The sequence below is a fragment of the Burkholderia sp. AU4i genome, from assembly GCF_000466765.1.
Taxonomy (GTDB): Bacteria; Pseudomonadota; Gammaproteobacteria; order Burkholderiales; family Burkholderiaceae; genus Burkholderia; species Burkholderia cepacia.
In genome coordinates this window covers 24,498-47,988 of record NZ_ASSI01000060.1, presented here as the reverse complement: position 1 = coordinate 47,988, position 23,491 = coordinate 24,498, and the positions used below count along the sequence as shown (strand labels likewise).

General features: G+C 59.7%; 31 protein-coding genes. 27 read left to right on the top strand and 4 right to left on the bottom strand.

Annotated elements, in window-relative coordinates; all coding sequences use genetic code 11:
• The first annotated feature begins 58 nt into the window (after nt 1-58).
• The 17 genes from L810_RS13215 (at nt 59) to L810_RS48400 (ending at nt 9,240) form a co-directional block, all read left to right on the top strand.
• Entirely contained in the window at nt 59-490 is a 432-nt protein-coding gene (locus tag L810_RS13215) for a hypothetical protein (protein ID WP_021158854.1), read from the top strand.
• Nucleotides 487-987 carry a hypothetical protein gene (locus tag L810_RS13210; protein ID WP_373453097.1) on the top strand — a complete coding sequence of 167 codons (501 nt, stop codon included), beginning with the start codon at nt 487-489 and terminating at the stop codon, nt 985-987. Before L810_RS13215 ends, L810_RS13210 begins: the two co-directional genes overlap by 4 nt.
• Before the next feature lie 63 nt (nt 988-1,050).
• Complete coding sequence (locus tag L810_RS13205) at nt 1,051-1,767, top strand: hypothetical protein (protein ID WP_042974382.1); 717 nt, start codon at nt 1,051-1,053, stop codon at nt 1,765-1,767.
• A gap of 138 nt (nt 1,768-1,905) precedes the next feature.
• Nucleotides 1,906-2,244, top strand: a complete 339-nt coding sequence (locus tag L810_RS13200; protein ID WP_042974381.1) for a hypothetical protein — start codon at nt 1,906-1,908, stop codon at nt 2,242-2,244.
• Nucleotides 2,245-2,427: 183 nt separating this feature from the next.
• Nucleotides 2,428-2,913, top strand: coding sequence for a hypothetical protein (locus L810_RS13195; RefSeq protein ID WP_042974379.1), 486 nt, complete (start codon nt 2,428-2,430; stop codon nt 2,911-2,913).
• A 141-nt stretch (nt 2,914-3,054) separates the two neighbouring features.
• Nucleotides 3,055-3,237: a hypothetical protein gene (locus tag L810_RS13190; RefSeq protein WP_025496474.1), complete on the top strand. Its 183-nt coding sequence runs from the start codon at nt 3,055-3,057 to the stop codon at nt 3,235-3,237.
• 329 nt (nt 3,238-3,566) lie between these two features.
• Nucleotides 3,567-3,791: a hypothetical protein gene (locus L810_RS13185; RefSeq protein WP_131754423.1), complete on the top strand. Its 225-nt coding sequence runs from the start codon at nt 3,567-3,569 to the stop codon at nt 3,789-3,791.
• A gap of 209 nt (nt 3,792-4,000) precedes the next feature.
• Nucleotides 4,001-4,255, top strand: a complete 255-nt coding sequence (locus L810_RS13180) for a hypothetical protein (RefSeq protein ID WP_021158848.1) — start codon at nt 4,001-4,003, stop codon at nt 4,253-4,255.
• Between the two features lie 95 nt (nt 4,256-4,350).
• On the top strand, nt 4,351-4,854 hold the full coding sequence (locus L810_RS13175; protein WP_042974654.1) for a membrane protein: 504 nt from the start codon (nt 4,351-4,353) through the stop codon (nt 4,852-4,854).
• Nucleotides 4,855-5,153: 299 nt separating this feature from the next.
• On the top strand, nt 5,154-5,414 hold the full coding sequence (locus tag L810_RS13170; protein WP_051392231.1) for a hypothetical protein: 261 nt from the start codon (nt 5,154-5,156) through the stop codon (nt 5,412-5,414).
• Nucleotides 5,415-5,753: 339 nt separating this feature from the next.
• Nucleotides 5,754-6,278, top strand: coding sequence for a hypothetical protein (locus L810_RS13165; RefSeq protein ID WP_021158845.1), 525 nt, complete (start codon nt 5,754-5,756; stop codon nt 6,276-6,278).
• Nucleotides 6,279-6,349: 71 nt separating this feature from the next.
• Entirely contained in the window at nt 6,350-6,487 is a 138-nt protein-coding gene (locus L810_RS48405; protein ID WP_165487677.1) for a hypothetical protein, read from the top strand.
• 94 nt (nt 6,488-6,581) lie between these two features.
• Nucleotides 6,582-7,049: a hypothetical protein gene (locus L810_RS13160; protein ID WP_021158844.1), complete on the top strand. Its 468-nt coding sequence runs from the start codon at nt 6,582-6,584 to the stop codon at nt 7,047-7,049.
• 124 nt (nt 7,050-7,173) lie between these two features.
• Entirely contained in the window at nt 7,174-7,680 is a 507-nt protein-coding gene (locus tag L810_RS47090; protein WP_021158843.1) for a hypothetical protein, read from the top strand.
• Between the two features lie 103 nt (nt 7,681-7,783).
• Nucleotides 7,784-8,236 carry a hypothetical protein gene (locus L810_RS13150; RefSeq protein ID WP_021158842.1) on the top strand — a complete coding sequence of 151 codons (453 nt, stop codon included), beginning with the start codon at nt 7,784-7,786 and terminating at the stop codon, nt 8,234-8,236.
• 143 nt (nt 8,237-8,379) lie between these two features.
• Nucleotides 8,380-8,661 (top strand): hypothetical protein, encoded by a 282-nt coding sequence (locus L810_RS13145; RefSeq protein WP_042974375.1) that lies wholly within the window; start codon nt 8,380-8,382, stop codon nt 8,659-8,661.
• A gap of 132 nt (nt 8,662-8,793) precedes the next feature.
• Nucleotides 8,794-9,240, top strand: a complete 447-nt coding sequence (locus L810_RS48400; protein WP_179945670.1) for a hypothetical protein — start codon at nt 8,794-8,796, stop codon at nt 9,238-9,240.
• Between the two features lie 143 nt (nt 9,241-9,383).
• Here the strand turns inward: L810_RS48400 and L810_RS13135 are convergent, their stop codons facing one another.
• The 4 genes from L810_RS13135 to L810_RS13120 form a co-directional block, all read right to left on the bottom strand.
• On the bottom strand, nt 9,384-9,644 hold the full coding sequence (locus L810_RS13135) for a hypothetical protein (RefSeq protein WP_042974373.1): 261 nt from the start codon (nt 9,642-9,644) through the stop codon (nt 9,384-9,386).
• On the bottom strand, nt 9,622-12,780 hold the full coding sequence (locus tag L810_RS13130) for a helicase-related protein (RefSeq protein ID WP_042974372.1): 3,159 nt from the start codon (nt 12,778-12,780) through the stop codon (nt 9,622-9,624). The genes L810_RS13135 and L810_RS13130 overlap by 23 nt, the downstream gene beginning before the upstream one ends.
• A complete protein-coding gene (locus L810_RS13125) occupies nt 12,777-13,601 on the bottom strand; it encodes a hypothetical protein (protein ID WP_021158840.1) in 825 nt (274 codons plus the stop codon). Before L810_RS13125 ends, L810_RS13130 begins: the two co-directional genes overlap by 4 nt.
• A gap of 114 nt (nt 13,602-13,715) precedes the next feature.
• Entirely contained in the window at nt 13,716-14,540 is an 825-nt protein-coding gene (locus tag L810_RS13120; protein ID WP_042974370.1) for a hypothetical protein, read from the bottom strand.
• A gap of 281 nt (nt 14,541-14,821) precedes the next feature.
• On the opposite strand from L810_RS13120, the gene L810_RS13115 reads away from it, so the two are divergent.
• The 10 genes from L810_RS13115 to L810_RS13070 all read left to right on the top strand — a co-directional run bounded on the left by L810_RS13115 (nt 14,822) and on the right by L810_RS13070 (nt 23,490).
• Nucleotides 14,822-15,511 carry a hypothetical protein gene (locus tag L810_RS13115; RefSeq protein ID WP_021158838.1) on the top strand — a complete coding sequence of 230 codons (690 nt, stop codon included), beginning with the start codon at nt 14,822-14,824 and terminating at the stop codon, nt 15,509-15,511.
• Between the two features lie 10 nt (nt 15,512-15,521).
• Nucleotides 15,522-15,722: a hypothetical protein gene (locus L810_RS13110; RefSeq protein WP_021158837.1), complete on the top strand. Its 201-nt coding sequence runs from the start codon at nt 15,522-15,524 to the stop codon at nt 15,720-15,722.
• Between the two features lies 1 nt (nt 15,723).
• Nucleotides 15,724-16,581, top strand: a complete 858-nt coding sequence (locus L810_RS13105) for a hypothetical protein (protein ID WP_021158836.1) — start codon at nt 15,724-15,726, stop codon at nt 16,579-16,581.
• 22 nt (nt 16,582-16,603) lie between these two features.
• Entirely contained in the window at nt 16,604-17,278 is a 675-nt protein-coding gene (locus tag L810_RS13100) for a class I SAM-dependent methyltransferase (RefSeq protein WP_021158835.1), read from the top strand.
• Nucleotides 17,275-18,648, top strand: a complete 1,374-nt coding sequence (locus tag L810_RS43965; RefSeq protein WP_021158834.1) for a PfkB family carbohydrate kinase — start codon at nt 17,275-17,277, stop codon at nt 18,646-18,648. The genes L810_RS13100 and L810_RS43965 overlap by 4 nt, the downstream gene beginning before the upstream one ends.
• Before the next feature lie 45 nt (nt 18,649-18,693).
• Complete coding sequence (locus L810_RS13090) at nt 18,694-19,431, top strand: prepilin peptidase (RefSeq protein ID WP_042974367.1); 738 nt, start codon at nt 18,694-18,696, stop codon at nt 19,429-19,431.
• A gap of 178 nt (nt 19,432-19,609) precedes the next feature.
• On the top strand, nt 19,610-21,397 hold the full coding sequence (locus tag L810_RS13085; protein ID WP_021158832.1) for a PRTRC system ParB family protein: 1,788 nt from the start codon (nt 19,610-19,612) through the stop codon (nt 21,395-21,397).
• A 112-nt stretch (nt 21,398-21,509) separates the two neighbouring features.
• Nucleotides 21,510-21,992 carry a PRTRC system protein E gene (locus tag L810_RS13080; protein ID WP_021158831.1) on the top strand — a complete coding sequence of 161 codons (483 nt, stop codon included), beginning with the start codon at nt 21,510-21,512 and terminating at the stop codon, nt 21,990-21,992.
• 12 nt (nt 21,993-22,004) lie between these two features.
• On the top strand, nt 22,005-22,217 hold the full coding sequence (locus L810_RS13075) for a PRTRC system protein C (RefSeq protein WP_021158830.1): 213 nt from the start codon (nt 22,005-22,007) through the stop codon (nt 22,215-22,217).
• Between the two features lie 130 nt (nt 22,218-22,347).
• Nucleotides 22,348-23,490 carry a hypothetical protein gene (locus L810_RS13070; RefSeq protein WP_042974365.1) on the top strand — a complete coding sequence of 381 codons (1,143 nt, stop codon included), beginning with the start codon at nt 22,348-22,350 and terminating at the stop codon, nt 23,488-23,490.
• The last annotated feature ends 1 nt before the right edge of the window (nt 23,491 follow it).

Sequence of the window (23,491 nt, the reverse complement as noted above, 5' to 3'; positions counted from 1 at the left end):
GGTAAACTGGGGATGATGGTCATCGCCATGACCACATTTCGACAAGAAGAGGACAAGCATGAAGAATTTGCTGATGGTGGTCGTTGTCGCGCTTCTCGCGGCGTGTTCGCACAAAGACGAATCGGTCTCGCAGGCTCCGGAGAGCCTCGTTGGGACGTACTCGGCGCTGGACGCCGACGGGAAGTACTACGCCCGCCTGAAGGTAACGCAGGAGAACGGCAAGTACGTTTTCTACGAAATCGTCCCGTTCTCGTCGCAGCCGGGCCCGCATCAGCTCGAAGGCGACGTGGCGCCGCTTACGCAGGACACGCTGGGCAAGATCGTGAGTCAAAAGATCGATTTCCCGGTGAACGGCCTCGAGGACCACTACCTCGCGATCGTCAAGGTGCCGGTGGGCTGGACGTGGAAGCACTTCACGTCCAAATCGGGCTACGTGATGATCGATCGAACCGGCCCGCGCGACGTCAAAAAGTCGGACAACCAGGGTTGACAATGAGAGAGCGGCCGCCGCGCGGTAACCTGGGATGGCAGATTGGGTCGATTCTGATCGTCTGCGCGTTAGTGTTCTGCGCAGCCGCGAAGGTTGTCGTGAGAAACGAGGCCGATTTCTCGAACTGGATCGACGTGCAAACGCGCGGCGTACAGGTCATGCGACAGGGCGTGGGTACGCTCGTGACGGCCGTACGTGATCCGCGGGAAAAGGTGAAAAGCGCGATCATGGTCAGCGCGTATCCAGGAACGCTGGCCGCCGCGGTTGAACTGACGCAGGGGTACCTTGCCGCGTCGCCGTTTCTGTTCCGTAGTGACACCTCGCCCAAACCTTCCGAGATCATCGTGATGTCGGCGGCGGTCGAACCGGATGGCAATGCTCGGGCAGTAGCGATGGCGATGGGCGAGCAGTGCACGGTGAAGCTGATGCCCGCGCGAAGGAAGGACTTTGTGGGCGCAGGATGGACGATAGGGGACGTGCATTGCGCCCCGAGATAGGAAGGTGTCAGTCACCCCCGTGGGCCGCGCGAGCGGCCCATTTGCTATGCGGAGAGAAAAGCCATGCTTCCCTTCGAAATTCCTGCTCCTGAAAGGCGCATTGCGCCGGCGCTCTATCTTGAGCTCCGAGAGTGGCTCTTGGCGAACGACCCCGACGCGGCTCGGATGATCGAGTGGTCCGCACACCGGCGATCGCCCCCGACCTCTCCGGAGAAGATGGCGGCCGAGATTATCTGGATCGTGCTGTGCGCTGGGCGATCTGCCCAGGCGGCGCGTACGATCGAGCAAAAAGTCTGGACTGCCATTCGTGAGGGCCGACCAGTGGTGGAGGGGTTCGGGTTCCGCGGAAAGGCGGCGGCTATCGAAAGGGCGTGGGCTGAGCGAGCCAACGATTTCGAGGCGCTGCAGGCGGTCCTCGCGCTGAACGATCCGGCGCGGCTCGTCGAGTGGTGCGGGGCACTGCCATGGATTGGGGACGACACGAAATTCCAGCTCGCAAAGAACTTCGGTCAGGACGTGTGCAAGAGCGACATCTGGCTTTGCAGACTATCGGGGTTACCCGACAAGCCGCGCCGGCCGGCAGCGGTCCGATTCGAGGCTTGTATGAATCTCTGCCGGCACTTGTCGAAAGCGTCTGGTGACAGCATTGCGACCGTCGACGGTGTGCTCTGGCTGGCGTGCAACAAGGGCGTGCTGCAGGTCGACGTGAAGGCCGGGCCCGTCCGCTTCTCGCCGGGAACGATTACGCGGGCCGAAATCATTCCGGAATCGTCCGTTTAGAGATCGATAGCCCAATTTGTGAGGGCTAGAACGGGTTGGCCAAGGACGTATTCTGATTGTCATAAAAGGGCGCTAAGCCATGAAGCCCGCGGCGGCAATCGGCCGGCGTGGACCATCGATCGTTGACAGGACAGGTGCATGACAGGGAACAGCGGGGCAGAGGGTTTCGGACGCCGTGCAGGGCAGGGCACGGGTCTGCCGCTAGGTAGTGACGAATGGAAAGTATTGAACGTCGTGGCCGAGTACGGAGAAATCCGAGGGACGGGCCGTGTCGGGGATCTCGCCTTCGGGAGCGCGAACGGTTCGCGGGAAGAGCGGATCATGCGCGCGTCGAAGGCACTGACCGGATTGCGCGATTACCGGTTGCTAGAGTGGTCGGAGGATGATGGTTGCGCAATAACGTGGAAGCTCGCGCAGGGCGTCCACATGACGAATCTCGCGCTGATGTTCGGGCGGGCACGGACTGGTCAAGCATAGTAAGCCGAACTTCCTGTTGAGAACGATTTGACGAAACAGGGTTGGCGCGGTTGGTGCAGTAGTGAGCAAAGTAACAAACGCCCAGAACAGGCGCCTAGATAGGCCGGTTCGCGGGGTATTACCCACAGAGATACCCACAGGATCTGTGGATAAATGTCGGAATTTTCAAGGGAGGAAACGCGCATGGAGAAGTCCGATGTGTTTCATCAGACATGCGTGGCGGGGCGTGGATTTGAAGGAGTAGTCGCCTCGACGAGCGTGCCGTTTATCTGCTGCCGATCGACCGGCGAAGGTGTGCCGCTCCACCTCGCGGTGCTGAAGCGTACGGCCGATGCTGCGCACGATCCGGGCGCCGCGCAAGAAGGCTGGTGGCTGTTTCGTGGTGAGAACGAGCCGGGAATCTTTCTGGCCGGATTCAATGCGGCGGATGCCGCTCAACTGGCAGACGAATTCGGTATTCCGACGGTGACAGCCGAGCTCGATTCGCCGGCGGTCAGGCAAGAGTACTTCCTGTCGTCACCGGCATGGGATGGGCTGCGCTCATGGGTCGAGCGGGAGCAGCGCAGCGGGGTTCAGGCGGAGCATCATGCATCAAGACGAGCCTGGTGGTACGCGCGGGCGGTGCAGCAACTCGAAGTGCTCAAAAGGATCGAGGTACAGATCCGTTAGGCAGCAGGCGGCGGGTTTCCGCCGGCGCTCGAAAATTGCGCCACAATAGATGACTCGCTGTCTGGCTAACCTGGCCGCGAGTAGCGCTCCTGTCCGGCGTGGCTGGACGGGATTTCCATACGAGTCTTACGGGAGATCACGATGGGAAGCAATCTTGGCATCTACGTGGTGATACTGCTATGCCTAGCCGCTATCGCGAGGTATGGCATCAAGAAGGGAAAGACCAAGCAAGAGGCGGTGCGGGCGTTCGTAATCCTGGCTGTTGTGGCTGGGGTGCCGATCGCGGCGCAGGCAATCGGATTGCTGTTCCATCCATTCGCTTGATCACCTGAGGGCACGAGCCGCGCGGAGGTTTCGCGCGGTTTTTTGCTGGAATGAAGCTACGCTTCCGGCCAAGTGATAGCGTGGGACTATCGGACATGACGGAAACAATTTGACGGATTGTTAGCTCGGTGAACAAAGGTATAGCATAGAGGGCGGTTCAGGCTTGCCACCTGAGGTAGAAAATCAAGAATTTTTTCGGGGCATCAGCAATCATCTGCCGCGCGAGGCCTGCTGAACGAGCAAAAGCAGTTGGCTTCAGAGCCACGCAGGATCGAGCCCCCAACAATCACCGGCATGGACTCGGGGAGTGGTAAATCATGAATGGGTTAGTGCTTAGTTCGTCAACGCTGATTTTTGTGCTGCTGACGGTCTTTTCGCTGTCTCTCGTGATGGGCGCAGAAGTGCTGCATTTCGTGGCGGCCCGCGTCAGCAACATGACGCATGCGGCCTTCATCGGCCTGCTCATCGGTCTCTATCTCTACATCGACCACAAGGGCTTCCCCGCGTGGCTCGTGGTGCATCTCCCGTCGCTGAAGAACCTCACGCTGACCTAATGGTCTGTGTGCGGAAGCTTCCCATTGGGAAGTTGTCGGAGTAGAATCAAACCGCTTTTTGAGGTCTGCGGACCTTGCTGGTAGCTGGGCCATATCCAGCCTTTTCTCAAGTCCTGCCTTCGGCGGCTTGCACGTTCTGTGGTTCATCCCTCGGGGGCTTTAGTCCCTTGAGGGAGTAAGTCTTCGATTTTTTCAATCTGGAGGCTTACATGTTCCATTCCCATATGTTCTACGGTGGCCACGGTTTGGGCTCGATGGTGGCCGATGCCGTCATCCGCTCGGTGATCTACCACCTGGTCGGCGATGCCATGCGCAGTTTGGGCGGGCATGGCTACGCTTCTTCCGGTTTGATGCTGATCGGCGTCCTGCTGATCGTCGTGGTGCTCGCTCTCCTCGTGTTTCGTTTCCTCGGTACAGCGCTTAACGCGGTTGGCCGGAGCGTTCGCGGTGGTAGCCGGTACTAATTCGTTGACGCATTTCGCGTCGTGATTCCTTGTAACGACATGCTGCCAATGGCTAGGTGCTGTTGGTCGTGGGTCATTTGTCCTTGGAGGTTGATATGAAATCGTTCGCAAACATGGGCCGTGCAGTGTTCGCCATGGTAATGCTGCTTGCTCTTTGCGCTTGCGCTCAGCCGTATGGTCCCCTGACCCAATACGGGGAACCCGTCTCGAGGTCGGCATCGACATACAACTCGGGCGACGCGTTGCGGAGCGGCGGTACGGCCATACTCGGGCAGGTCCTCCACGTTCGCCCGGTCATGATCGATTCGGGCTCGTCTCGCCAGTTGGGCGTGACTGCTGGCGGGCTTATCGGCACGCTGGTCGGTATGGGGCATCACAATAGCCAGGCTAAGCTCATCGGCGGGGCTGTCGGCGCCGCCGTCGGCTACGCAGCGGGAAGCGTTGTCAGCAAGGTGCCGGGCGTCGAGCTGATCGTCCGCACGCAAGACAAGCGCTTGCTTACGGTCGTTCAGACCGTCGACGACGGTAGCGACTTCGCGGCCGGGCAACCGGTGGCGGTCGTGGTGGTCAGTGGTCGTCTGCGCGTCGAACGCGTATGACGGTAGTTGAGAAAGAGGCGGCCCATCGTGGCCGCCTTTTTCGTTTCCGCCGCTGGAAACGAAGAGGAAATTGGGATATCCCGTAAGATTTGATTAAGCGGCAAGAATCCCGGCCGGATCCGACAAAATATGGGCTCAACATTTCGTGTGCCACATATAATGGCACCTTATTAAAAATTATTAGCCGGGGCGCGGTGGCGCTTAAACGCCATCAAAACAGAAAAAATGCCGACAATAAACAGAATTCTTGATGGAGAGAGGCCTGTGGGTTCAATCTCGTGCACGAGGAGACTGGATCCATGAGTGTGACACTCAAGCTCCCCAAAGGTTGGTCAATGCGCACGGGTACACCGTACGGGGTCGTCATCGATGCGCCACATGGAAGCGTCACCGTGGACGTTGGGATGCGTAACTTCACGCTCGGCGAGCAGCACGTGAAGCGATACGGCACCTATGAGCGACGGGGTTGGCGGGACAGGCTGTACCGGGACGCCATCGATGCGCTCGTCACGCTCGGGAAGGAACTCGAGGAGCGCAAGCGCGCCACAGGCAGTTCGTAATGGGCCGCCAGGGCAGGCACCTCAGAGTGGGCGACCCGCCACTTCCCAACAGGAATCAGTGCGAGTAATATACGAACATCGTTTTTCCCTGATGTCCCATGACCTTTGTGTCTGGGCGTCCGGCAGCTGGGCCGTATCTAGCCTCCTGGCAGTTGCAGCGTGTTTTTCCCTTTTTTGGGAGCACGTGAATCCTGTCTGCTTCACCCGTCGATAGCTGAACGCTTTTTCGCGTTCGACATCAGTTCTCTACACCGTTCGGTGTTCTTTCCTTTGTCACCCATGGGGCGCTACTTTTCCCCTGGGGAGACGTGGTCGCTCCAAATTCCCTTGGAGAACCACATGTTCCAGAAATTCCTCCGCACTCGTCTCGTATCCGTTGTCGCCCGTCAGGCGATCGAATCGAACGAAAAGCGCGTCTGGTTGATGACGTCCAGTGGTTCTCCTTACGGAAGCCACAACTTCGTCAGCTCGAAAGAGCCGACGGAGATCCTTGTGAGCTGGACTCTGGTATCGAAGCACGACGCGGACATCGTCCGTCGTCTGCAGGTATTCCAGACCACGATCAAGGGCGCATCGGCCGTGATCTTCGTGGATTCCCACGAGGATCACAAACTGCCCCGCCATACCTGGCTTAACGCCATCGGCATCAAGTCGGCTCCGACGTTCTCCGCCAAAACGAAGATTGTCGTTGCGTCGACCAACGTCGAAACGCTGTATCAGGACCCGGTGAACGAAGCGCGCAAGCGCCTTCTGGATCTGGTTGAAACGGGCAAGTGGGTGTCGACGACGCCGTTGCCAAGGTCGGATCCGAGTTTCAAGCGGTTTCTGATGAAGGTTACGTCCCTCGCTACCGCTATTCGCTGATCTTCCCACCGGGGCATCTCTGTCCCGGCCGGGATGGGGATGTTCCATTCACCTCGAAAAGGAGCATCACCATGCTGACCTCTGTCAACACGACTGTCAGTTCCCACGTGATTTCGAAAACGGAATCGCGCCGTGTTTATCGTTTCAACGGTTCTGTACTCACCGATGTGAAGATCGACGGTAAGTGGGTCACCATTTCCGTCCTCTGACATCAAGTACAAAGTTTTTCTGTTTTCCCGTCCCGGGGTGTCGCTATCCCGGAAGGGGTAGTGGCATTCCGATCAACCTGAAAGGAGTGTCACCATGTCGCGTCAATTCAACCGTAGCCTGTCGTCGTCCCGCGCGTTCCGTGTTGCCGCCGCGTTCGATCGCCTCTTCCTGGGCGTATTGGACGTGCTGGCATCGCTGAACCTGTTGCACGTCTTTCTGGTCCCGGCAGGTATCGGTGCCTTGATCGTGTTCGGCGGATGCGCCTATGAGCAGTCCGCGCAACTCCACCTCCTGCGAAGTGGAGGCATCGCGGCTCTCAATGCCTACCTGGCCCTCGTGCAGTCGCACCAGTTGTCGCTCGGCGAATTCCTTGTCGCGTCGGTAACGGGGCACTGCTACTCGATCAGCGCGGTCTGGCAGGGGATCGGCTTCTGGCTGGTCTTCGTCATTGCGCCCTTGTGCATGGTGTTCACCGTGCTCGCCCGCATCGAAGTGCGGTTCGCGGGGCGTCGTGCTGTTGCTGTGGTCGATGGTCGTCGGGCTGAAGTCGTATTCCCGTAACTTGTCGTCCGGCAACTTGTGATGAACGCCGCTTTCCTTCGGGATAGCGGCGTTTTTTTCGGCATCTGTGGTCCATCTCGCATCAGGCATTGGACCGTGTGCACTTCGATAGAGGAGCAGCATCATGAACACCTATCAACTGGCTGGTCATCGTGAAACGACTGGATGGATTCCGAAGGAAAACGACGTCAACGGCGTCAACGCTTTCGGGATGCGTCCGGTCGAAGTCGCTGCACAAGCCGGCGATTTGAAGGAGTTCCGGGAAATCATCTCTCATCCCGATTTTGATCCGAGGGGTGCACGTGTTCGGTACTTCGCGAACCTGCTTCGCGATTACCGGCATGAACCCGAGGATGTTGTTGCATACAACCAGTTGTTTCCACTCGTCGTATCGGTGGAGCAAATGGCTGTCGTCAAGGTCGAGGAGTTGAACGGCTTCAAGGCCGGACAGCGGATCTCGGCTCAAGACGTTGAAGCGAGTCCGCCCCAGTATTACTCAGGGGCGATCATGTCCGTCTGGAGCGATGCTACGGCCTATGTGAAGTGGGACTACAACCTCAACTTCGCAGCGGAACGTCATCTCGTCAGAAACGGGCGTGTCGAACTTCATCACCTGCGCCGTATGTCGTAGGTGTGAAGCGGTGTTGAGTAAGGTCTGAACGTTTCCCGTGCCGGGGTATCACTATCCCGGAAGGGGTAGTGATATTCCATTCATCCATGAAAGGAGTATCACCATGTTTCGTCTTACCCTCATCTCTGCCTCGATGTTCAAGTTCGCCGCCGCGTTCGATCGTCGTGTCAACGATCTCGTTCGCGGAATCGCTTCGTGGAACGTCATGCTCGTCTTCAGCATCGTGTTCATGCTCGGCGTCTACCTGATCCTCGGATCGGGTGCGTATGAAGAGCACGCGAAGTTCATGCTGCTGGAAAACGGCGGCTTCACGGCGCTGCAAGTCTATCGGGACCAGGTCATCGCGCATCGTCTGCCTCTCCAGGCATTTATGCTCGAGTCGATCACGGGCCACGGCTATGCGGCCGGCTCCACGATGTTGGGCCTCGGCCTCTGGATGACGTTCGTCGTGGCTCCGCTCGTCGCCAGCATTATCTTCCTCGCCCGTTTCGAGGTTCGGATGACGCAGCGTGCGCGGATCCGGGCACGTCTTAACAAGATTCTCGCCAACGTGTAACCGTTTCTGGTTGCTCGCCACGCGCAGAAGGAGAAAGCCCCTCGGGGCTTTCTCACCTCAGAAATCGATCACTTGTTCCACTCACGCGGGAAACCACTTCCTGCCGGGAGTGGGGTGTCTCGCATTTCTGAAGGAGAAGTACCATGTCACAGCAGCATCTGCGGGATCTGTCAGGTCTTCCGGCAAAACCCGCCGAGTACTGGCAGCTTGCCCGGCAAAAGGGCATCCCGGTCGGTCCGATGGATGTGGTGGGGCGGTGTGTTGTGTTCGGCAGTGGTGGTCAAACGACTACCATCGTTGCATACGACCCGATGTCTCGCCGTGTCCGGACGAAATCCGGGTCGGTGTACCAGCTTCTTACCCCTCGCATCACCTGCGCAGCGATTGAGCGCGGGTTGTTGCAAAAAGTCGGTTTCGAGTTGTAAAAGGACGCCGTGCTTCCCCTCGGGGACGCGGCGTTTTTTATTGCGCAAAAAAATCTGAAAAAAGATTGCCGGTTTTTCGATGTCGTTGCCATTTCTCAGTATGGGCAATCGTGCCCGACACTGGAGATGACGATGAACCAATTTCTGCTGCGCCCGCTCAATGCCCTCGGTAGGGTTACCGACGAGCAGGTCGACCAGCTGCGTGTGATTCCTGGTGTGACTGTTTCGCGCGTCCTGACCTACATCGTAGCCGTGTGTTTCGATGGCGATGCCGCGGCGCTGCAGTCGCTTCTTGCCGGAACAGCATGGGACCCGGGTCACATTGGGAAGAGCCGGACGTATCGTCTTCAGACGGTCATGGCGCCGGTCTCAGCGCGGCGCGGCGCAATCAACGATAGGCCGCAACTCGACGTCGTCCTTATGCAGTTTGCGACCGAAACGAGCCTACCGACGCGAGCCCATCTGTATCGCTACCTTGAGGCGTTTCCGCAGTTTCGTCAGGAACTTATCGAATTCGCGGTCTCGCTTGTCGAAGATCAGTTTCACCCTGAGCCTGTGGACCCCGGCCAGGCCGACTGACCGCCTGACGCAAGATACGAATCTCCTCGCGTGTACCGGTCGCCAACGGCGGCGCGGGGATCGAGAGCGCTGCAAGATTCGTATGCCCCCAAAAAAACTAGCCCCGGTGATCGTCGATCCCGGGGCTAATTCGTTTACGGCAACTACGCTACTTCTTCGGCTGTCTGGCGATGCAGCTCGGTTACCACTGCACCAGATACTCGCCAGCCTTCAAACTCACTCTCCATCAGCCGGTGAACGACGCGATCGAGGACCACGCGTGTGACCTCTCCCTTGTCGTCCGTGAACTGCCCGAGAATGCCGGCGATGATTGGGCTGGACTGCCCCGAACGCCGGATTACCACCGAATCCGACCCGACCGAGACGGTGGGCAAGACCGGCTTAAGCCGCGATACGCTGGACATGCGATGTCTCCTTTTCGAGATGCTTGCGAAGGTCGTGGCTGTGAACCCCAATCAGCTCCGACAACTCACGGCAGAAGCGCCGGAAAATGACGTCGAGATGCAGGAACTCCTCATCGGAGGTCGTCGGCGTGCCCCAATCGAAGCCGGCGTTGAAGCTGTCGGCCTTGAACGAGACTACCTGCTGCATGTAGGTGTCGATCGAGTGTTCCGTGATGACGTGATGCGCCTGCACGTCCCACTCGTTTTCCCCGCGCAACGCACGCGCGATCGCCTGGCTTTCCTTGCGGGCAGACCAACTCTTGTCTGCCAGCAGGACATCGCTGCACTGGGGAATATTGGTGCCTTCCCCGATGCTGCCGTACGTCACAAGCGCGACCGGCACATCTCCTTGACGGTACTTCGATTCGAACTCGGCGTTTCGACGTTTGATCGTCTTGCCGCCGTGGATCACGACCGAATCGATATCCCGTTTGGCGAGGTGCCGGGCAACCAGCTCCGCATTACCGGGATACCCGGTGAACATCAATGGGCGCCGGCCGGCCTGAACCAACTCCTCGAGCTTGTCGATGCAGAACCGTTGCTTTCGCGTCAGCTCAGCATAGACCTTGGCCGCCTTCGGATGCTGCGGGAAGTTGTTCGCGATCTCCACGGCCTTGATGCGCGCGAGGATGGCCACGAGGTTGTTCCGCTTGCCTTCATCCAGTCCGGCCATGTACCAACTCGAGAAGTCCTCCGACACAACCAGGTAGTGCAGCAAGTGGCTCATGTCGAACTCGATCAGGTGCTGGATATGCGTCGGCTCGGGAATCGTGACGCACGAAGCGACCTCTGGTTCTTTGGGCACGCGGCGCTTGACCCACGGAGCGAGCATCTGGCGATACTCTGCCAGATTGGCGATCCGGGGCACCTCACGCTTGGCACCCTTCAACTCGTCTTCGAATTCCCTGGTTACCCAGACGAAGTCGCAGAACGTGTTGAGAACACGATCGATACCACGCTCGGCCAGCGCCATCGAATGACGCAGGCCGGGGTCGAGATAGTAGCGGCGATACCCGTAAGGCTGGGCTGCCGTACCATCGCCTCCGGCGAATGCCAGAAGCCCGTGGCAGTCCCGCGGGTAATTGCCGGCTGGCGTTCCCGTGAGCGGGAAACGTCGCTTGGCCGATACCTGCCAGACTGCGCTCGACTGCTCCGTGTCGATATTCCCGAGGAAATGAGCCTCATCGGGAATGATCGTGCCGACCCGGCGCCGCAGCTTCTTTGCGTACGTGATGCGAGGATGCGCGCTCGTAAGTGGCCCCTTCAGACGATCGACCGAGATGATGTTCACCGGGCGCAGCGACTGCAGCTGCTCCGGCGACTCGATCACCTGCCAGACGGCGGGATCGAGCTTGATCTTGCCGATCTCGATCAACATCTCGTCGACGAGCGCCGACTTCAGCACGATCAGCGCACGCTTGCCGCCAAGAAGCAGGGCGATAGCGAGTGCTGCACGGGCCTTGCCGAGCGCCATCGACCACGCCACAACACCGGCACGCTTGATCGCGAGCTCGACCAGGTCATCGATCTGGTAGCCGCGGTTCAGCCACGTGTCGATGCCGAGTTCCTGTATCCGGCAGCGCCAAGTTGCAGCAAGGCCGGGGAACTCCATAGCGAGACCGGAATAGACCTCTTTCCACTCGCTCTGGGCTTCCGGCTGCTTCAGTTCGAATCGCGCGAGGATGTCTTCGTACGGCAGGTTGAAGGACTTCCCGTTGTGCTCGAACTGATAGCGGCCGTGCTCGACCTCGGTGAAGGTGACCTCAGTCCCGGCCTTTATGACCGGAGACCCCCAGCGCGTCGGATCGATCAGATGATCCTTCTTCGCTGTACCTTCCGTGACCGATCCCTTTCCGCTTCTCGCCCCAGGCATCAGGACGGTGTGACGGAACGGCGCCTTCTGTCGGGCGGTAACCCGGATCTGGCGCCGCAGATAGCCCATCAGGCCGGCCTCGACATACGGTGTTCCGCCGGCGCGGCCGATGTCCGAAATGAAGGCCCAGAAGCTGGCCATCGGATCGGGCTGCGCCAGGTGGATCTGCAAATCGAGTGCCCCTTGTCCCACGTACGCGACTCCCTTGGGATAGCGGTGCTCGGCGTGGGGGCGGTGCGCCCCGATCCTGTCCTGGTAGATCGCGTTCAGAACCATTGCTTCCGTCAGGCCGCACTGGAACTTGAGGCGGATCCACCGTCCGTCGTGGCACACCCGGACCGTTGAGTCACCCGTGACCGGCCGGGTGATGGCAGGCTGGGATACCTCGGCAGACAGGTGAGCGAGCGTCGGCTGGCGGCGCGCTGCGATCGTCAGGTTCGGCGTCGCAACCGGTTCCTCCAGCTTGTACACGCGCTGGCGGCTCGGGGCTTCGTTGCGCAGTGAGACATCGAACACGGCAACACTGACCCTCACCGTCGCATTTTCCTCCCGGAAAACGTCGAGCGGCATGTCGTACAACGCGACGAGACGCTTGAACGGATGCGATTCCTTCCCGCATGCGGTCATGAACACCTCGTCGGCCAGGGTCGTCGGCAGAATCGCGACCACCCACTTCGCTGCGTCCAGCGCCTGATACAGGGCATACGCATCGCTGCGTGTGCTCGTGTTCGGCCCGAACCGCCCGTACGACGTGCATTCGTACGGGGAGAGCAGGGCGCTCTGCAGGTTGATGGAAAACGGTGGGTTGGCAAGACAGAAGTCGAAATGCCGCGGCCGCACATCTTCCATGCCGGCATGGATGAACTCGTAGGTAAAGCCCGCGTTCATCGCAGCCTGACTGAGCGAGGCGATACAGCCCTCGTCGACGTCCACTCCGTACAGCGAGTGGATATCGGGGGTTGCCCAGTGCAGAAGCCGGCCACTGCCCACGCTGTTGTCCAGAACGCTGATCTTGATCGATTCGCCAGCCAGGATACGGTCCCGGGCAGCGAGCCTTTCCATCAGCGGCTCCACGAGACGCCAGCAGAATTGCGACAGCGGCAGTGTCGTGAAGAACTGACTCTGGTGAGCCTGTCGTGCTTCATGCAAGCCCGCGAGGGAGCCCGCCTTGGCCGTTGTCGAACCCTTCGACTGAATCTCCAGCAGACCGTCAGCCCAGCTCATGCCGCCTCCGCGAGTTCGGTGAAGCCATACTCGCCGAGGAACAGTTGCAGCTTCTCGGAGACCTTCGCGTCGAACACGAACTCGAACCGGGAATGGAAGGTCGTGACCTTGATCTGGCCATCTTCCGGGTTTCCGAATGTGTACGACTCACGCGACTCGACGTAGCCTTGACCGAGCTGGAATTCGCGTACCAGACGGTCGAGGCTGAATTGCAGCGTCAGCATTTCGGCCCATGATGCAAACGACTTCAGTGACCGAACTGTGCGGCCAATGGTTTCCTGGCAGCCGTACTGTAGTCGGTAGCGTTTGTCCCATTTCGAGTTCGTTGCATAAACGCCCAAATCGAGCACGATGCAGCCCTTGCGCCGGGCAATACCCGCTTCCGGTTTGATGCGGAACACCTTCACGAGCTCTGATCCTGCCTGCCTGAAGGCCGTCTCGACGCCTTGGTTGCCACCGAATCGTGACTCCAGGCACGTCCAGAACGTGAGGGCATTGAACTTTCGGAAATCGTTGCCATCGCAACCTGCAGCTACGGCGATTTCCTTGTCCTCGATCCTGATCGGCGCCGCCGCACTGGGAGAAAACTCCCGCACGGCCACCTCAACCAGATGCCTCATCAGCCCCTGAGCCACGCGCTTGAGATGATCCTCTTGCTTGTAGTCCGGATAGTCACGCAGGCTGACCATGTAGCTTTCGCAACCGAAGAGTTCCTGTTCAGCTTTTCGCAAGCGGGCGTTTTCTGCGGCATACGCCGTGATTGCATTGCAGACGTCATCCCAGTATTTCTGGGTTGCGGCAACGAGGTCACGAATTTCCATGTCTTTCTCCATCAGCAAAGTGGAAAAACACATGGCCCCCAAGGGCGCATGTGTTCCCCCAGGGTTATGGTGCTAGGCACCTCAAAGTGTCCGGCGGGAAAGGCCCGCCCAGACTCAGGCTGCCATCTCTGGCAGCGTAAAGAAAAACTCACTCAAGAAAAGGGTGAGCGGTTCAGCAACAGCAGGCTCGAACGTCCACTCAAACGACGTGTGGTACGTGACAAGCTTGATGCGACCTTCTTGCGCGTTTCCCATCAGGAACGACTCGCGGGAAACGACATCGGCAGGGTATGAAAACCGAGTCGCGATCGGTGCAAGCGCGTCGGCCAACGCCGGTTTGCCAGCCCAAGCCGCGAAGCTGATCAATGCCGGGATCAGGTCGCGCCGCATGGTCTCGCAGTGAGACGATCCCAGCCGGATGCGAGAGCTGAATTTCTCGACGTATGCGCTTTGCGTCAGGACAAGTCGCCCGTTCTTCATCGTCATCGGCTCGTCGGCCGATATCCGGAAAGTCCTGGCGATTGCCTTGGCGCGCTTGCGGTACGCGAGCAAATGGCCAATCCCGTCTCCGTAGTGCTTTTCCAGTTCGGCCCAAAGGCGTGTCGGACTGAATGTTTGCGGATGGCAGGGGTGACCGACTTCGTAGTTCTTCTCCCTTTCCTCGATGTCCACTGGCGTGAAAGCATTGGGAGAGAAGGTCGATGCGGCGAACTTGAAGAGCTCATTGATCAGGGAACTCGCGCATTCTTCGATAGGACCTTGCGCAAGCTCTGCTGCAACTTCATCCAGCGGACGAAGCGGCGGTTCCGGAGCGGAATCGGTATTGGAACTACGGTATTGCCGGCCAAGCTCGATCCGTTCGCGGGCATGTCTGAGCGCGAGTGCCTTGTAGGCGGCCCAGTACTGCTCCATCCGAGCAATGAACTGCGGGGGATTCATGGGTGTCTCCAAAGAAAATTGGAGGCATCCTGCGCGCCTGTGGGGGCGGGCAGGATGCCCCCAGGGACGGCGATATGGCAGGTGAACTGCCGGGAAAATGTCGGGCTAGGTACGGTCCAGCTACCGGATCAGAGATCGGAGTCAAGTATAGCAGGGAATTCCTGACGGGAAATTCGATGATGAAAATTCGCAATATTTGCCAGTTTCAGCGCTGAAAGATGGCAGGGATGGGCTCTGTTTCCCGATAGTTCGCGAGTGCGGCCGTCAGGATAATCCGTGGGGTGCTCAATGTGACCATGCGGGCAGCACTCACCTCATTCGATATCGACATGGACTTCGACGACGAAATCACGCTCACCGATCCGATTCGCTGGAAGGTACTTGGCCGCACGATTCCCACGAACCTTCCCCTGACGGCATTCCTGGTGATCGCCGTGCTCGTGGTGTCGTGGATGACGTATGTCGGCGTGCGTGCCAATGTCACACTCCCCACCGGCAGAGTTCCGTCGGCCGCAGCTGCCGGGTCGAAGGCGACGGCGCAGCCCCAACAATCGTCGGGGATTCCGAAGATCGGGACCAACTCGTCTCTCCCGCCACAGGCTAGCGCGCAACTGCGCCGCCAGTTCTATTTCGCCTACCTTGCAGCCTGCCGGGCAAATGCCAAGGCAGGTACGGCGCTGTTCGACAACGACATGAACAGCCAACTGGCTAGCCAGAAGCTGAATACGGCTTTCAACATGGGGATCTCGTATTCGCGAATCGACGACACGGCGTTCAGTCTCACGCTGACCGGCAATATTCCGTCAGACGTCCTCTCGTCGGCAGAGTACGCGGAGATTTCGCAGTACGGCCAGCATGTAACCCCAGATTTGTGTGCCAACGTGACCACTCAGATTCATGACATGGCGGACCAGCAGGGTGCCGGAACGCCCTCCGAGCGCGCTGCGCCGGCGCCGAGCCCACGTTCTTAAGGGGAGCTAGATGTCCGTGATCGAGACGATGAAGGAAGAGGATGTGCGGCGCGGCCGCGAATATCAGTGCACGGAAGAGGACTTCGGGGGCATCGTGAAGGTGACCGAGGTCGGTAGCGGCATGGTCCATTACACCGGTGATGCTGACGGCTTCGCGGTGATGAGCGAGTTCGTGCGGGCCTATCGTCCGTACCACCGGAGCAAGAACTGACATGCTGCTCGGCAGGCTGCTGAACTGGAGCGCAAAGACTTCCGGCGTTATCGAGCCGGAGATTTACGGCGAAGCACGTGAGCGATACGAGGACATCTGTCTGGAGCTAGGTATCCGCAATGCGCCCACGCTTCGGCTTGCAAAGAAGGTGACCCTTCTGAGCAAGATCGTCATCGGAGACTGGCGCCGGTCGAAATCGATCCGCGCGGCGGCGCGCAGGACCATCCCGACCGACCATTTCTTTCTGCACGAGCTCGCCCATGCCCTTTGCCTGAAGTATGTTGGCTACCGGGGATACCACGGCGCTCCGTTTCTTGTGTTGCTCCAACTGCTCTATGAATTCCACTGGGAGGGCGATCTTCCGGATGTGATCGTGGAAACAGTTCGTGAGGATTGGCCTCGATACGTTTCCAGCGAGGACAAGGGCAAGACGATTTTCGCAGCATGGGAAGCCGTCAATACGATCAAGGCCGATCTTGAGGCGCGGGAGATATTCCGGCCGAGCGCCGACCTGCTCGCGCACGAAGTCCGCAAATCGTTCCCCGATCAGGTGTCGGTGCTCGACCGGCGGTTCGAGCCGGATGTGTTGCGCGACATGGTTCGGACGCAACGCGACGGGCTCTTTTCGCTCGCGCTCTGGTCTAGCGGCGCGGCCGCGCTGACGTTCGGTGCGCTATATCACTTTCTCCCGAGTGCCGCGACCGCATGGACGGCTGTTGGCTTTGGGCTTCTTCTGCTGGCGGTCCTTGCGACGATCGCAGTTTCGGACATGTCGAGGCGCATCGGACGTCTCTGGCATCGCCTGGTCGATCGGTTCAGCCGGAAGACGATCGACGACATCGGAACGCCGGATATCTAATCAACGCTGCGGGGGGTAGTAAATGTCCGTGCTGAACGGCTACGGCGATAAACGAAATCCGACGATCAGCAATCACGGCGTGGATATCGCCGCGCAACGTGCTGACGATCTGGACGGCATGGCGCTTGATCACCTGCGGTCGATCAAGGATCAGGCTCGTGCACTGGATGTGGCGAGCGCCTCGGGTGGGCAGGCCATTCGTATGGCGCTGGTAGGTGCCGACGTGCTCGCCCTCGATATCGACGACTACTCGGAGGCGTTCCATACCGCGGCGAGTTCGGCCGGCGTGGAACGGCGATGTGGGTTCGTGCAGCAGGACATCACGGAGTATGACGTCGCTGAGAAGCTTGGGCTCTTCGACGTGATCGTGTGTCAGCGGATGATCCACTACGTCCCGTACGGTGTCGCGATCGACATCGTGCGGACTCTCAAAGAAGCGCTGAAGCCCGGGGGGCGGCTCTATCTTTCCGCATCCGGTCTGCACAGCGAGCTCGGAACCAACTACCCGGGTGCGCAGCAGCCCATCGACCAGCGGTACGAACTGCTGTCGGACGCGATGGTCGAGAAGCACGCGATTATGGGGCTCGTCTGCCTCTACAGCCAGGACGAACTGGTCTCGTTGCTCGAGACGGCGGGTATGCGTGTCGAGCAGTCGTTCACGTCGGCGTTCGGAAACGTCAAGGCGGTGGCGCGATGAAGCACACGCTCGTCGCTGGATCGGCGCATCTCGATATCCTCGCCCGCCCGCTGCAAAATACCGGTTATCGGGATCGAATCGGGTCGGTGCAGCTGGCGGCGGGCGGCACGGCCTGCAACGTCGCATTCAACCTGCGCAAGCTGGGTCGACCAGTCCGCCTGATGACTGCATGGGGTACTTCGCCGATCGATCGTATGTTGGCCAGTCACATCGAGTCGATGGGCGTCGATCTGATGGTGGACGAATGCGCTGGGATGGGTGTGGCAGCGTTTGCTGCCCAACTGACCCCGGAGGGTGATCTGGAATCGGCCGTCTCCGCGATGTGGGTGGACAAGCACACGTTTTCGCCGCTGCGCATCGCACAGGCAGTGGCCGGCACTGACCTCATCATCGTGGAAGCGAACCTGAATTCCGAGACGATGTGTGCGATTGCAAATGCGGGGCGCGAGGCGGGTTGCCCGGTCTTTGCGATGGCCGTGTCGGAGGACAAGGTCGAGCGCCTGATTCCGGCGCTCCCGCTGCTGACTGCCCTGTTCGCCAACGGCGTGGAGTGCGAAGCCCTGATGGAAAAGATGGGTGCCGCGGATCCGTCGGATATCGCCGAGTCGAGTGGCGTGCGGCTGATCGTGACACGCGGCGAGCGGGGTGCAGTGGTGTACGGGCCAGATGGCTCGCGTGTGAAGATCCAGCCGCCGATCCTGCAGGATATGAAGACGCTGCTCGGCGTCGGCGACGCATTTTCGGTCGGAATAATCGACGGGGTTGTCAGGCACGGGAAGTCGTATGCGGAGGCCGCAGAGCACGCTCACGAACTGGTCAAGGAAATCGCCTGCCGAGATACGTGCAATGCGCTCTCCCTGCACACCCTGAGCGACATGGTCGACGCGCTTGACGGCACGGCGCGATACGACGCACTTACCGGTCTAATGCAGCGAGCCGCATTCGAGCGGGAGTACAAGCGACTGGAAGAAGCAGGTGAGCACGCGCTGCTCCTGATCGATTGCGACCACTTCAAGCAGGTCAATGACAAGCATGGTCACGATGTGGGCGACAGCGTCCTTAGGGGCGTGGCCGGCATCATCGCCGGGAGCATCCGCAAGGGGGATATACCGTGCCGATGGGGCGGGGACGAGTTCGCTCTCGTGCTGCCGCCTGGCTCGGATGCACAAGTCGTGGCAGAGCGGATCCGGATCTCCGTCGCAGAAGCGCGGCTGTATGGCGTAACGCTATCGGTGGGAGTTGCGTTCGCGGAACCCGGCGAGAAACTCGAGTCCGCCTTGAAGCGAGCCGATGCAGCGATGTACCGCGCCAAACGCAAGGGCCGGGATGCGGTCGTGTTCGAGGCCGAGGCGTTAAGCAACGAGTCGTGATTCAAATTTCCCCGGCGAGTTCGGTACCGGAATCAGGGCATTGAAATGGATGTGTCGTCCATCATGGAAGCAACACTACTTGGACTGCTGACAGGCGGATGCAGCGTGATGCTTGCGGGTTGGTTGCCGCGCTTTCTCGAAGCACACTACAGCCTCGACGAGGACCGGATCGGCGCAGGCCTGGGCGAGTTCATGAGCGCGCTCGCCGGCATGAAGCCGGCCAGCAATGAGGTCGCGTGGATCACGGGCAGCGTGGTGTGTTTGCTCTTGGGTGCGGCCGGCTTCTATGCTGAGTTGGAGTGGGGCACGACGAGCCAGGCTGGCGCGTTCATCCTCTTCGCCGGTGCGCTGGCTTCGGCTGCGCTTATCGACCTCGAGCACGAGATCATTCCGGACATTCTCATCTTCCCGTTGCTCTGGGCCGGCCTGATCTTCAATGCGTCGGGGATGTTCGCGCCATTGTCGTCGGCCGTGTTCGGCGCGGCGGCGGGCTATTGCTCAATGTGGGTGTTGAACTTCCTCTTCCAGATCGTCGCTGGGCAATCCGGCATGTACGGCGGGGACTTCAAGATGTTCGCAGCGATCGGCGCGTGGGGAGGATTGAGTGCGCTGGTGCCGACGTTGATCATTGCCCTCGTCGTTTTTGCGCTCACGGTCGGCGTGCGAGTGATGACGAAAAACACAAACAGGGAAATGCCCTTCGGACCATATCTCGCAATTGGCGGCGCGGTTTCGCTGGGCCTCGGCGAAAGTACGAGATTCTTCATTCACCTGTTGCGGTAGCACTCTTACCTCTTCTAGAATGACACCAGTTTCTCGACTGGAAGCAGTACTTTCCACGTCGAAAATCGCAGCTGGGCGTAACTAGCCAACGACGGTCATTCGTCATTTTCCAACCCGGGTGGGATCCTTGATCCCGCAGCGGGGCATGGATTCTGCCATCGTTTCATCAGGAGAATCCATGCAAGTCATTTCCGAAGTCGCGCAGTCTCAATCCCTTCCGCCGGTGATCGCTGGCGACGTTCAGTCGTCGTCGAGTATCGTGGAGGTCGTGGAACAAGATGTATGTGCGCCCGAGTATGAGAATCTGGTGGTTCGTATTGGAGACGTGCGTGTGGTCTACAACCCGCGGACGTACTTCGAGCCGAAGGCAATGGCTGAGCTGGCCGCCTCGATTCGGGCTCAGGGCCTCTTGCAACCGCTCCTGGTTCGCAAGATGGACGATCACTACGAGCTCATCGCCGGCGAAAGACGTTTGCGCGCGGCGCACGAGGTGTACGGGCCGGACGGCGTCATTCCTGTCCTCTCCCGGTACATGACCGATGAGCAAGCGGCTCTAGCGGCCGTCACCGAGAACATCCAGCGGGAGGACATGTCCCCCACTGAAGAATCGGCAGGCGCGCTGCAGGCGATGGCCCTCTACGGGGGCGATCGCGACGAGGTCGCGCGACGCATCGGCTGGTCGCGTTCGAAGCTGGATAGCCGCCTGGCTCTCCAGAACTGCATTCCTGCGGTCCAGACTGCGTTGAACGAGCGAAAGATCATGCTCGGGCACGCGGAGCTTCTGGCGGCCGTGGTGAAGAAGGTTCAGGCGGAGATCCTGCCGATGATCATCGAGCGCAACATCTCGGTGGCTGATCTGAAGGCAGAGATCGCGGCGCAAGCCTTGCGCCTCGATACCGCCCGCTTCGACAAGACCGAGTGCCTCACCTGTCATCACAACTCGTCCAATCAGAGAACGCTGTTCGCTGAAGCGATCGACGACGCGCGATGCACGCAGAAATCGTGCTTCGACGCGAAGAACGACGCGCTGATCGAGTCGGTGAAGAAGAGCCTCGAGGGGCAATACCAGCGCATCCAGGTGGTGCGCCCGGGGGACAACCTCACGGTCATTGCTCTGAAGCCGGATGGCGATACGGGCGTTGGCGCCGAACAAGCAGAGGCCTGCAAGGGCTGCGCGAACTTCGGCGTGCTCATATCGGCCACTCCGGGCAAGGTCGGCCTTTCCTATCCGAACTACTGCATGGATGTCGCATGCAACAAGGAGAAGAACGCGGCCTATTTGGCCACGATCAATCCGCCGGCGGCAAAGGCGGGTTCGACCGGTGGGTCGGGTAAGAAGGCGGCGGGTCAGCCAGCCAGCAAGGGTTCGTCTGCCGGCAAGGCGGCGTCGAGCGCCAAGCCTGCCGTTTCCGCCGAGTCAAATCGCGTGAAGGAGTATCGCGAGAAGACGTGGCGTGAAGTGGTTCGCACGGTGATGGTTCGTAGTCCGGCCAAGACCGAACTGCTGATCATCACGTTGGCGTCGATGGGGCTGTTGCGCCACATCGACACCACGGCGCTGGCCGAGCAGATCGAGAAGGCTGGCGGGAAGCCGGTTGGCGCCGGTATCGGTCTGTTTGACAGCTTGACAGTCGTGGCCGGCCTCGAGGAAACGCCGCGAGGCCGTATCCTCGATCTCGTCGCATCGTCGGTCGTGGGCGATATCCAGATGCGGGATGTCAAGGATCTCGCGACGTTCCTCGATGTCGATCTTGCCGCTCATTGGCAAGTCTGCTCGGGTCTGCTGGATGTCATGACCAAAGCCGAAATCGAGGCCCTGTGTCAGGAAATCGGTCTGAAGGAATTCCTCGGCAAACAGTTCGCCAAGATCATGTCGGGCAAGCGCGACGAGATGATCAAGGGGCTGCTCAAGGCTGAAGGGTTCGAGTTCCGCGGCAGGATTCCTGCCGTCATGCTGCTGAAGTAAGCAGCCGTTGTCTGTTCGCTGGCCGCCGTTCTGGTGGCCAGTATCCATCTTTCCGTTCGCGGGTGCTGTCCCTTGCGGGGCAGGCATTCGCATTTTCATTCCAGGAGTTTTTATGTCCACGCTGTTCAAGCAGTTGCACGCTCTCGTCTGTCAATCGGACGGCGGTCTCATGATGTCGATCGTTGCAGGCAAGGCTGGGAAGATGACGGTAGCAGTCATGCCGAAGTCGAACCAGAAGGAAGCGAGCGAAAGTGGGCTTCTGACGCCGCTTGCGCTGACCGGCACGCCGGAAGAGCTTGATGCGGAGTTCGTTCGCTGTCTGGGCGAGTTCACTGGCCAGCGTCAGTCGCTCGTCGATCAGCTCGCGGCGACCACCGCGGCGCTGGAGGCAGCGAAGGGCAAGGCAGTGGCCAAGGGTAAGCCTGCTGGCAAACCGGCGGCGCTGCCGGCGCCGACAGCGCAAGCTGGTGTCACGTCTGCGTCCGATCTGATCGACGCGGACGAGGAGTCGGATGAACCGGGTAATGCTGCCACCGAAGCAGCTCAATCGGGTTCGACCGGCAGTCTGTTCGGTAACGCGGCGCTCGTGGGCTAAGGGGAGACGGACATGGCATTGGAAGTCTCTCTGATCAAGCGTGTCTTCATGTACCACGGCACGCAGTTCGCAGATCCTGGTCCGTCGTTGTCGATCCAGCAGGTTCAGGATGTGCTTTCCATGGCACACCCAGACATTGCAACGGCTGAGTTCGAGCAGAGCGAGGTCCGTCAGGATGGCACCGTCGTCTACAACGTCCGCCGCAAGGTGGGTCAAAAGGGCTGACCATGAAACCGGTGATGTTTGACGCCTGGCTTGCCAGGGCAAACGGCTCATCGGTGGAAGTGGTCAAGGGGGCATCGGGTTCGGAAGATCCCGGTGCCCCTACGCCTATCCCACTTGAGGAGGTCTACGGATGCGCATGCATTCTGAAATCCATGATCGATCGATCGCAGCAGGATCAGCCTGCCGGCCGATTAAGTCTGATGCCGTTGGATCTGCCCATTCTTGGATGAGGTTGCCGGTGCTCGATCGGGATATCCCGGTCGAGCAAAACAGCCAGCGAAGTCTTTGCTGGCTGGAGGCCGCCAAATCCCTGCATGCGTGCGGACTGGTCGTCCCATCGGACATCGAAGGTTGGAACTCGCCGGGCAAGGTAGTCGAAGCGGCGCTGTCCCGATGGTTTGCGAAACGGACGGACGGGGTAGCGGCGCTTGAGCTCGATATCTGCTTTGCTTCGGCCACCAACATGGTCGATGAGGGCTCGATGGAAGAGCCTGAAGAGGACGAGCTGAACGATCTTGGCGTATGGGTCGAAGTGTCTCGTGACCAGCCGAATTTCCGGAGTCTGCGACGCGGATTTCTGGAGTTGGAGGGGATCGCGGAAGGCCTCGGTATTGCCGCGACCACGATTCTTTCGCTGGCTGGGCACATGATCGGCTTTACCTTCGATCATGATTACGTGACCCATTCTGCAGGGTTGCACATCTACGGCTGGGAAGATTGTTGGCCGGATGGCACCTACGATCCGTCCGAGTTCGGACCGGAAAACGAGGATGGTTCCAGCGAGTACTTCGCCTATACAAGGCCGGCATTCGACCGGGACTGCCCGCGACGGGAACTGCTTCGGCACCCACCGATTCGCGACATGGAGAAGTTCATTCTTGCCGTCGCGAAGCACAACGCGGAGTTGGCGCCAGTACTGGAGGACGTGGTTCGACTCGTGAAGGCGAGGCGGCATCGCGATGCGATGTGGCCCACGCTGAGCGGGACTGACTACAACTCCATGATTCCGGCGTTTTCGCTCGCCTGGGATGCACCGGGCGAGGCAAAAGATGGGAAAGAGGACAACATTTACCGTGTCTGGGACGACTACGCCAACATGCTCCGCAACGGGGGTGAAGGGTGGGCGTACGGCCTCGGCTCGGAAGTGTTGGCCTGTCGAACCCCGGAGCTTCTACGGGGGACTTTGAAACGTTGGGATAGTCGTCTTCGACTGCTGAGGGCGACTGATCGCCTGCTGCATTCGATGACGGATCCCGTTATCTACGGTGGGTGAC